Annotated in this window: 5 protein-coding genes; 4 read left to right on the top strand and 1 reads right to left on the bottom strand. The window is 42.3% G+C overall.

Features of this window, described 5'->3' with window-relative positions:
* Positions 1-34: 34 nt before the first annotated feature.
* Entirely contained in the window at positions 35-904 is an 870-nt protein-coding gene (locus PR800_RS18625) for a fructosamine kinase family protein (RefSeq protein WP_206275863.1), read from the bottom strand.
* 262 nt (positions 905-1,166) lie between these two features.
* Here PR800_RS18625 and PR800_RS18620 point away from each other — a divergent pair, with 262 nt between their 5' ends.
* The 4 genes from PR800_RS18620 to PR800_RS18605 are packed head-to-tail and all read left to right on the top strand — an operon-like array spanning position 1,167 to position 11,298.
* On the top strand, positions 1,167-2,999 hold the full coding sequence (locus PR800_RS18620; RefSeq protein WP_244974773.1) for an AAA family ATPase: 1,833 nt from the start codon (positions 1,167-1,169) through the stop codon (positions 2,997-2,999).
* Position 3,000: 1 nt separating this feature from the next.
* A complete protein-coding gene (locus tag PR800_RS18615; protein ID WP_204162588.1) occupies positions 3,001-3,633 on the top strand; it encodes a 4Fe-4S single cluster domain-containing protein in 633 nt (210 codons plus the stop codon).
* Between the two features lie 16 nt (positions 3,634-3,649).
* Entirely contained in the window at positions 3,650-9,949 is a 6,300-nt protein-coding gene (locus tag PR800_RS18610) for an AAA domain-containing protein (protein ID WP_272531233.1), read from the top strand.
* Positions 9,946-11,298, top strand: coding sequence for a hypothetical protein (locus tag PR800_RS18605; RefSeq protein ID WP_272531232.1), 1,353 nt, complete (start codon positions 9,946-9,948; stop codon positions 11,296-11,298). Before PR800_RS18610 ends, PR800_RS18605 begins: the two co-directional genes overlap by 4 nt.
* Positions 11,299-11,366: the final 68 nt, after the last annotated feature.

Below are 11,366 nucleotides of genomic sequence, written 5' to 3'. Positions count from 1 at the left end.
TTATTTGTCGTGCTAAATGCTAAAAAACAGGAGCTTATTTTTCGTTGAGTAGATTATCAATAATCGAGCGTGCTTGGTGGTAGCTTTGTTCGTTACCAAAGATATGGGCTTGGTTGAGTAGGTAATAGAGCTGATATATTGGCTGTCTATCTAAAAAGCCATTGGGAAGCGGCCAAACGCTTTGGTAGCCATCAATAATTTGGATCGGAAGATCTTGATATAATGGCAACATCGCAATATCACACTCCCTATCACCCCAATAACATGCAGGGTCATATAGCACCCCTTCAAGATTTTGAGTAATAGCACAGTTAGCTGGCCATAAATCACCATGTAATAAAGAGGGTTGCGGTTGATGCCCAGCAAGTTTGTCCTTAACAATATCGACAATTTGCTGAATATCAGCAAATACCATCCCTTTTTCAGAGGCGAGTTGTAATTGTAAGCCAATACGCTTTTCTGCAAAGAATGAATTCCAGCGCTTTTCCCAACCATTAGGCTGCACAATTGTGCTTAGCATGGTATCAAAATCAAACCCGTAACTAGGCTGTTCTTCCCATTGATGTAAACGCGCTAATTGTTGGCCAAAATGCCATGCATTGGTGTTATCGAAAGGTTTGAGAGGGAAATATTCGAGCAGAAGAAAACTGTGGTGCTTATTGCTGCCAACACCATAAACCTTAGGAACGGTTATCGTTTGGCTTTTAGCGAGCATTTCAAGTTGTTCAGCCTCTTGTTTAAATAAAGGCAAAAACTCACGCCGATTTTGTTTAATGAACACAGTGTGTTCGCCATAGTCAATTCTTAACGTATGGTGAATATCACCACCAGACAGAATGACTTTGTTACGTAGCTCTGCCTCTCCTAAGTGTTCACTTAATAAACGACACATTGCTTGCCACATGACTCACCTCGCTCTGCTTTGGTCTTCATTAATACAATACTATAGCGACAGTTTAGGAATTAACAGTGATAATTGTTTAAAAAGAAGAGGCTATCACGAAATTATAGAACAATTATCAGGTGAATAAACATTAATCTAGCCTATATTCAGCCAAATGAGAATGTTCAGATAATTTAGTCGGAGTGCAAGATCTTGACGCCATCTGTGAGCAATTTCAGGTAAACTGCAAAAAATACTTTCATACTTAAGGAGTGCTATGAACATGGATTTTCAAAAACCGCGTTGGTTAAGAGACTTACTGCGATTTATTCCACTGAAAAGCCAGTTTGTCCTATTTGGTAATGTTCGTGACCTACAAGCCAGCGAAATTGCGCCTACGGTAGTGACACCGCTGCCATTTAACCAAGCACTCTTTAATAACTTATTTCAGGCTGGATATGCCTATGTGATCACCTACACACCACTTATTGGCTTCCAATGCGTGGCAAACCCCAAAGAAAACCCACAAGCGACTGCCACATTGATGCAAAACTTAGGTTTGCATATGGCTGATGATAAAGCCGCTGGTGGTATTGATATGCTAAATCATTTGCTGGAAAAATTTATTAACTACAAGCAGCAGCCAATTGCATTATGTATTGATTTCGCCTCTTGCTTGATTTCCCATCGCGATAATCTAACTCCGGCTGAGCACAGCTTATTTACTCGCGCTCTGGTGGTTTCTCATCAAGCCAAAGCGCGACCAACCGGGGAAAATAACCAGCCGTTCTACAATTCTATTTTTTGGATTGTGGAGAAAGAGACCGACCTGCCAGATTGGTTTTTAGTTAATAACCCACGAATAAGAGCCATTCCCGTGGCGAAGCCTGACAACCAAGTTCGTCGGGTCCTTACGCCAATGTTGCTTGCTTCCTTGGCGGATATTAATGGTATAGAACAGGCTGATAAAGATAGCTTATTTAATGATTTCATTGATGAAACAGAAGGTCTCTTATTATTAGATTTAACGGCAATAGTACAGCTTGCACGGATTGAAAATGTCCCTGTGACACGTATTAGTGATGCGGTACGGCGTTATAAAGTCGGCATAACGGAAGACCCATGGAAAAAAATTGATAAGCAGAAAATACATAACGCACCAGAGATTATTTCTCGCCGAGTTAAAGGCCAACAACACGCTGTCACCCATTTATTGGACATTATTAAACGTGCAATGACGGGAGTGGGGGGGCATAAAGGTGGTCGGCCTCGAGGCGTTTTGTTTCTAGCGGGGCCAACGGGGGTTGGGAAAACAGAGCTGGCGAAAACGGTCACTCAATTGCTATTTGGTGATGAAAGTGCCTACATCCGCTTTGATATGTCTGAATTTAGCGCTGAACATGCAGACCAACGCTTAATTGGTGCTCCTCCTGGCTATGTCGGTTATGACTCTGGTGGTGAATTGACGAATGCCATTCGTGAGAAGCCATTTAGCGTGGTGCTGTTTGATGAGATAGAAAAAGCGCATCCGCATTTAATGGATAAATTTCTACAAATTATTGATGATGGCGTATTGACCTCCGGCCGTGGAGATCGCGTCTATTTCTCGGAATCTTTGATTATTTTCACGTCAAATCTCGGTATTTATCGCTTGGATGCGAATGGTGAGCGAGTGGCGAATGTGCAACCCAGTGAGCCTTTTGAAACGGTGACACGCAATGTGAAAAGTGAGATCGAACGCCACTTTAAATTAGTATTAAATAGGCCTGAGTTACTCAATCGAATTGGGGAAAACATTATTGTTTTTGACTTCATTCGCCCCGATGTGGCACAGCAAATATTCGAACAAATGGTGGGAAATATCCTTTCTGGTTTGGAAAAGCAATCACTGACTATTTCAATCTCACCACAAGCCAAAGAGACGTTAAAACAACATTGCTTAGCCGATTTATCTAATGGTGGTCGAGGTATACGTAACCAATTAGAAAGCTATTTAATTAACCCATTATCTCGCGCTGTTTTCGACCAAGATTTACAACCTAATTCGGCTTATCAAATTGTTGAAATTGCCACAGGCGAAACCACGCAAATCACGTTAGCCGTGATGAGTAATTGATGTGGTGAATATTAGTATTTCACGGATCCATTTCCCAATTACGGCCTTAGGCCCCGGAAAACGTATTGGTATCTGGTTCCAAGGTTGTTCATTACGTTGTAAAGGCTGCCTTTCTCCTGATACATGGCAAGTGAAAGACAATAACATCACGGTAGAACAATTGTTGGAACAGATCACTGAGTGGCTACCGTTGGCAGATGGCATCACGATTTCTGGGGGAGAGCCATTTGAGCAACCTGAAGCCTTATTCGCATTAGTTAGTGGGATTAAACAGCTAACAGACGCGGATATTTTAGTCTATAGCGGTTATCAATGGGATGACATCGAAAAGCGTGTTTCACAAATGGCTCCCTGTATTGATGCCTTGATCAGTGAGCCATTCAAAGTGGATCTTCCGCAAACCCAAATGCTCAAGGGTAGTGATAATCAACAATTACATATGTTGACACCATTAGGAAAAGCACGATTTATGGCATATCAGCGCTCGACGACACCAGAAGATAAAGTACTGGATTTAGCGTTTGACGAGACTGGGCGGCTATTTTTGGCGGGTGTCCCTGAACGTAACGATATGTTGCGCCTACGTACCTTGATTGAGCAGCAAGACCAGTCTTTGCAACAACTAAAAAAATAATTAATTGGATGAATGGATGACCATGATACGTTTTTGCCCACATTGCCAAACAGAGAGACCATTAACTGAAATTTTTTGTGCGGGGCAAATTAGAACACCACAAGGAGATAATCAGTTTTGTGGTTGGGATTTAACCCTTGAAGCCATTCATGAATCTGGCTGGCGTCCTATTGATGAGCCCAATACATCGATTGAGCGTCCACAACTCAATATTGCTGAAAATAATCAAATTATTGAACAAAGAGTTTGTGTGAATGGGCATACCATGGATGAGGGGGATTTTATTTGCCTCGAATGTGGGGAAGATGCTGCGGTTGAGCCAAGCAATGCTGAGGAACAATCTCAACAACTGATAGGCAATTGGCGGCTTGAGCGACGTATAAATCAAAATGATAGTCTACGGGAGCGTTACTTAGTCACACATATTGAAAGTGAAAAAAGTGGCGTACTTACCTTATATCAAAAAGGTGAAGAACCTGATCCAACTATTTACCAAGTACTTCAATTGCTCCCAACAGACCACGTACCTGAATTTTATGAAACAGGCCGCTGGGAAAACCGTGCTTGGCATGTGACTGAATTACTGGAAGGTGGCTCACTCAGCCAATTTATTCAGCAAGGGGATTTTTGGCAACTTCATGAAATTCCGAAATTAGTTGAGGAAATGGGGAAAGCGATAGCGGCATTTACCGAACATGGTTTGCGCCATCGCAACCTATGTCCCGCTAATTTATTGATCCGCAGCCGTGAGCCTTTAGATATCGTTGTTATTGAATATGGCTCTGCGAGTTTGTCTGAGTTTGACCTTGATATCGTGACCCCTTTGGATATTTCCCGTTATAGCGCACCAGAAACTTTAGCAGGCGGTGTAAGCGCTGCATCAGACTGGTGGAGTCTCGGGGTTATTTTATTAGAACAGCTAACCCGAGGGCAGTGTTTCGCTCAAGTTCATGATAATGCGTTCTTAATTCAAGTCATGACCAATGGCATTGATTTACCTGATGATTTAGACCCTAACTTACAATTATTATTACGTGGATTACTGTGTCGAGATCGTTTTTTACGTTGGCAATGGCCACAGGTGTCAGCATGGCTAGAGGGGAAAGCCGTCCAAGCCCCACAAACCGCGATAGCAGGCTCGCCAGCTCAATACCATCAAGTCCAGTTTGCAGGTCAGCAATTTTCTCAGCCAGATACTTTTGCCATGGCTGCTGGTGAACAAGCTCATTGGGATGATGCAGTGCAATTTTTGTTACGCGGGGAGTTAACATCATGGCTCGCAAAATTTGATAATAGCCAGGAGCAGTTAAAGCAACTTCAGGGCTTTTTAGATAGTGAAAAATCGCTAGATGGATCCGTGCAAAGTGAAATTAATCAAGATATTAAGCTAACTTTAGCCTTAAAAATCCTCAACCCGAATATGCCATTTATTTATCGTGGCGAAATCATCACACCAGCGTGGTTATTAGAACAACCTATTCTTGCTTATACCCTCATTAGTGAACCATTAACTCAACATATTCAGAATATTGACCCACAACATTGGTTAGTGCAGCTCTACCACCGCCAGTGTTTAGTACGCCAACGCGCTGAACAATTGAATATATTACTCAATGAAGAAAGCTTGAAACTGTATTTGTTGATCACGTCAATAAGCCAGCTCGCTGCGCGTTGGGAATTGCTGCATAGCCAGTTTCCTGACTCTCATAACGAAAGCCTACAAGCCTTATTAGATAGACAAAATCGACAAGAAATTGATTATATTTTATTGCTAAGTGCCGATATTGGGCAATTTGTTTCACTGACCGCATTAGTCGAGCAATCTTTTGAATTAGCAAAACAAAATGATATCCACAGTTTTGATAGCGAAATAGCCAAAAACCAGCTTTTGTTACCAAGAGGGGAGCTATACCAGCTCATTAACCTCCGAGTCAGTGATTTTAAACGAATTGGGCTTCCTGAACTCGATAGTTGGGTGGATAACTTTTTATTAACGCGTCGCTTGCCATTAGAAAAAATACTCGTTTTGCTCGCTATTCCATTCGAACATTGGCAAGTCCCCGAGTCACAAAAATATGTTCTTGAAGTTCTAAGGTTTTTTACACAAAAGCTCACGTCAGTGACACAACGTGGAAACCTAGTGCGCATGCGTTTAACGCAAAATACTGGGCGAGTCGATTTAATGGAATGTGATAGCCCGGTTCGCCGTGCGAATATGCTACTCGAACACTTATTGAACCGTAAAAAAAGTGCGGTTAGCATTGATAGTGATTTATTATTGCAGCATCGGGGCGTCAATAGCCGATTACGGATCCTACAATCAGATACGCAGTTATATCAACGGGATACGGGTATTGATGGCATGTATCTTGGTTTCCCATTCTTATTATTGCACACACAGCCGAACCAAATTAAACCGCGAATAGCGCCTTTATTTTTATGGCCGGTTTCGTTGCGTACTTCTTTAGCTCAAAATAGCCCCATTCAGCTTAGTTTTGATCAGGAGCGGGGGGCAATACGCTTAAATCCAGCACTCGCAAGCTTTGCGGGTATACCTTCAGTGACTGAATGGCAAACAGTATTAGATAATTTATTATCTAAAGCGGGTTTAACCATTGAAGATATGATGGAAACACTTGCGCCTTTATTACCGATACAAGGTACGGAACTGACGCCACTTCCGTCGATCACGACCTCAATTGCAGAGAACAGTGCACAAATCTGTTGTTCAGCGGTACTCTTCCATACCTCGTTTATTGGCCAGGCGATGAGTAGCGATCTACAGCAAATTGCTGGGCTACCTATTTCCCAAACAGCCTTAGCGACAATGCTAAAAGTCTCACCGCTCAATAGCACGAGCGAAACGCAGCCAGATAATTTACTTAACCAGTATGCGTTGTCATTGGCCGATCCATCACAAGAACAAGTTGTTCAAGCTGCACAAGCGAACACGGGGCTGCTGATTGAAGGGCCGCCAGGGACAGGGAAAAGTCAAACCATCGTGAGTTTGATTGCGGATGCAATAGGATGTCAGCAAACCGTTTTAGTGGTATGTCAAAAACCTGCGGCATTAGAGGTGGTCTATAAGCGTTTGATTGCTAATGGATTAGGAGATAGAGCGCTATATATCAGCCAAGGCCAAAGAGGCCGTGACACTATTTTGGCAGTGAGGGAGCAAATTGAGCAACTTTGGGAACAAGAAAAAAGCCAGCTCAGTGAGCGTGATTGGTCAGGAGAAAGAATTCATCTTGTTAATCGCGTTCAGCTATTTGAACGAAAATTAGACAACTACTTTCACTCGATGAATAATATCGACGAAAAGTTTCAAGTTTCTTATAAACAAGTATTAACCCAATTGATTGAACTTGAAAAGCTTCCTCATTTTGATATTGATGAACAGGAAATTAAGCCATTATTAGTGCAACTTGATAGCCATACGATTGAGCAACTAACGGATGACTTGAAGTTACATGCATATACTTGGTGGCAATTGGATTATGAAAATAATGCACTAAACGCCTTAGCACAGTTTACGGTAGAAGAGCCTCAATATTTATTGTTTAATCAATCTATTACAAGGTTGATTGATACTGAAAAACAGCGTGATGAAGCTTACCAAACACAATATCAGCAAATCACGTTGACTCAATTATCGACTCATGAGCAATGGCTAATACAGCATGAAGTACAATTTAACCAATTAACGGCTGAACAATGGCAGGAATTCTCCCGTTGGTTACCACTATTTCGCGGTGAAACGGGAAATTCCATTATTCAGCAACTTGAGCTGTTGTATCAGCGATTATTATCGATTAATGCAGAAAATATCGACCCGTTATTATTCCCTGTGTTTAGGGGGCTTGATAATCAGCATCTTGCCCAATTATCGCGAGCATTGATGGAAACAATGCAAGGGTCATGGTTACGTTTCTTGAACCCGTATTACTACCGTCGGCAAAACCAATTGCAGTCATTTATGGCAACGAGTGGCTTAGCGTCGACGACTGAAAAACAGACGTTAGTGCTTGACACCATTGGTGTTGAGCAACAATGGCGCTTACTTGAAAAAGAATTACAACCATTATATCAACAGCTTGGTCTTGAACTTCAGCCAAACCACCAGTGGCGTAGCACATTGCAACCGCTGGTCATGCAATTAAAACGAGTGGCAGATATGGCTGAGCTTCTCGCTCAGTATCCTGAACCTGTGCATTTTATAGACGCGATTATTCAGCAACAAAGAACGGGGTTTACTCATCAATGCTGTGAAATCAGGGCGGCAATAGCCAAATTACGCGCAAGAACGGAAAGCTTGAACCAACTGAGTGAGCTAGACAGTGTATTTTCACCAGAAACAGTTGAACGGTTTAAAGTGGCCGTGGCAAACGGCGAGTCATATACGGCTGAACTGGTGAAAATAGAGCAACAAAAAGAAAATTTATTGTGTTACCAATCATTTAGGTCGGATACGCAACACTTTTCACAACAGCATTGGGGGCTCCTTGTGCTATTAAAACCGGCAATCAAGCAGCTTATTGCCACTGACGGTTTCACAACGCAATGGCGAGAACAATTAGTCCAAACTGTTAATTATTACTTCTGTCTGTTCACTAAAGCGCAGTTAGTGGCAACATTGCCTGCATTAAGTACCAACCACGACCAGCTGATGTCGGATCTAGCCGAACTAGAGAGTGCCCAAAGACAATTACAACAATTCAATAAATTGGCATTGACGGCGAATATAGATATTAAAATGTTAGGAAACCGCCGTGAATGGGAAGAAATTACTCGTTTAGCTGGGCCAAGAGCTCGACGTTTAAGGGAGTTTATACAAGAAGGTAGAGATATTGGGTTAATGCAACTACGGCCGGTTTGGCTAATGACACCCGATGTTGCGAGCCAAGTACTTCCACTTGAAAGCGCTATGTTTGACAGCGTAATCTACGACGAAGCCTCACAGATGCCAATTGAATTTGCATTATCGACCTTATTTAGAGCCAAACAGGCTATTGTGAGTGGCGATGAAAAGCAAATGCCGCCATCAAAATTTTTCACAGGTAAGCTAATTGAAGACGACATTGATGACGAAGACGATGACCAACAAGAATTGGCGGGAGAGCAATGGGATTATCGGCAAATCAGTGATTGTCCTGATTTATTGCATTTAGCGCGAACCGTATTACCTATTCATACATTGGATATTCATTACCGTTCTGCCTATCGAGAACTAATCAATTTCTCCAATTTTGCTTTTTATGAAAATAGGCTCAACATCCCAGCACAATTTTCTGCCAAAATGGTCAGTGAAATTAAGCCATTACAGCTTATTCCAGTTAATGGTACCTATGTTAACCAAAGCAATGAAGCTGAAGCTAACGCCATCGTGGAACATTTGGCTTCAATGTGGCAACGGCCTTTCGAGCAGCGGCCTTCTGTGGGGGTCGTCACGTTTAACCAAAAACAAGCAACATTAATTAACCAAATAATTCAATTACGTGCAGCACAGGATGAAGATTTTCTTCAGGCGTATACGCAGGAAAACCAACGCACTCATGATGACGAAGATATGTCATTTTTTGTGAAAAATGTGGAAAATGTACAAGGTGATGAAAGGGATGTGATTTTATTTTCTACCACATTTGGTCGTAATGCGCAGGGGACATTCAGGCGTAACTTCGGGGTACTAGGGCAAACTGGTGGAGAACGGCGTTTAAATGTCGCTATCACTCGTGCTCGCCAGCAAGTTGTGATTATGACATCGATGCCAATAGATGAAATTTCTGATTTATTAGCCACTTACCGCAAACCGGAAATCCCACGAGATTATTTACAAGGCTATCTGGCTTATGCATTAAATGCATGTAACCCATTGATGAAAAAAGAAAATGAAAAACTACTCCACCGCATGTGCCATACACAGTCTGTGGTTGGTAGCGAAGCACTCCCACAAAATGCGTTTGTCGATTCGGTCATGGGCTTTATTCGGCAAAGTGGCTGGCAGGTGACCACCTCAAGCCAAAATGGGGTATTCCATTTTGATGGAGTTGTTGAGGAGCAAACCAGCGGCCGTTTGCTCATCGGCATTGAATGCGACATGCCATCACACCCACTATTGAAAACAGCCCGTTCTAGGGAACTGTGGCGTAGCACTGTTCTGACGCGTGTGGTACCCGCACGCTATCGAGTGTCTATTATCGAATGGTATCAAAATCGCGATTTGGCACAGCAACAACTGCATGATGCCATTTCACAGGCTTTATTAACCTCACCACTCTCTCAAATAGAGAGCCAAAATCCGCAAGAAGGTGCGTTATGAGTTCATCGGTTCATCGTATAACTGTTAGGGAAATGAATGAAATTCAGTGCCGGCGTCAGCTTGCGGTAGCTAAACGTCGATTTAAACAGTGGCAAGTATTGGCAAATAGTAGCCAATATCATCAGTCGCGTATTGCACAAATCACGCAAGCTTATCAGCAGCTAATGGAAAATTCTGCTCAGCTTGCCACATTGTCATCACGCAATTTAAGCTTGTTGAATAACCAATTAGTTGAGTTCACTGGGACACTGAATAACGAAGTACAGGAAGTTCGTGAGCAACAACTTGAAAAACAAGCGCTATTAGCCCGGACAAAAAAACATAGAGAACATAATTTGGCTGAGTTAATCACATTGGTTCGTGAAAAATTGCCAAATGAAGCTGAACTACTTACACAATTAGTTTCGGCAAGTGAACAGGATGAAAGCCAATCTAATAAACTGATTTTTAAAGCATTAGCTATATTGAGCCAGCAATCAATGGTGCTAGCGCCAACAGCAGCGGCATTATTGGAACAGCTAAAAGCACAATCTGAAGGTGTAAAACAATTTTGGCAATCAGGCTTACCTCAAACACCGTTTGCCAAACAATGTGAACAGATCTTATTGATGATTGAAAAGCTGAAATTGATGACCTCAATTGATGATGCTCAACGTGCTGAGCAACAACTGGTTGAGCTTCGGGAGCTTAAAGAAGGAACACAGCGCCATTTACGTGCCGACTCATTGATCATGACATTGGCGGAGCAATTAAAGTTAAGCCAGCAACGCGTTGAACTTATCGATAAAATTGAACAGCTTTGTGATGAATTGGCCATTTTTGCGAGTGATGAAAATGAAGCCATGATTTCGAGTGCGTTAGCGAGTATACAATCAAGCTCGATAGAAGCGTTAACCACATGGGTCGATAAGCTAGGCAGCGCAGTGAGTGTAGCCGAGCAACAAGTTGTTGCTGCTGCACAAAGGAAAACGGTCTTAGATGGGTTAGGGAAACTCGGTTATCAAGTTCAAGATACGGATGTTAAAGCATGGCTGGATGATGGCAAAGTGGTTGTCACACATCCTGCCACGCCGGGATATGGGCTTGAATTAGGCGGGAAACAAGCGCGTTTTCAAGCGCGTACAGTGGCTTTTTCTATAGGGCGAGATAATTCACGAGACCAGGATGTTGATGCAATTTGGTGCAATCAGCACCAACAATTACAAGATATTATTGCCCAAACAGATGCGGAACTTGTTGTTGAACAGGCACTACCAGCAGGAAGTGGCGAAATGAAAGTGTATGAAACTCAATCTGAAGAGCAACGTCGCAATATTGCTGTAAACCACCCCAAAACACGCAGTAAGTAAATATGGCTAAAAAAGCTTTAGTCGCATATTAGGAAATTATTTAAAATAAAAAGCTGAATTCGTTAGGC

Origin of the sequence: Providencia sp. PROV205 (genome assembly GCF_028479505.1) — a bacterium.
Classification (GTDB): domain Bacteria; phylum Pseudomonadota; class Gammaproteobacteria; order Enterobacterales; family Enterobacteriaceae; genus Providencia; species Providencia huaxiensis.
Note: the sequence above shows the minus strand (reverse complement) of the source record. Positions and strands in the feature narration are given on the sequence as shown.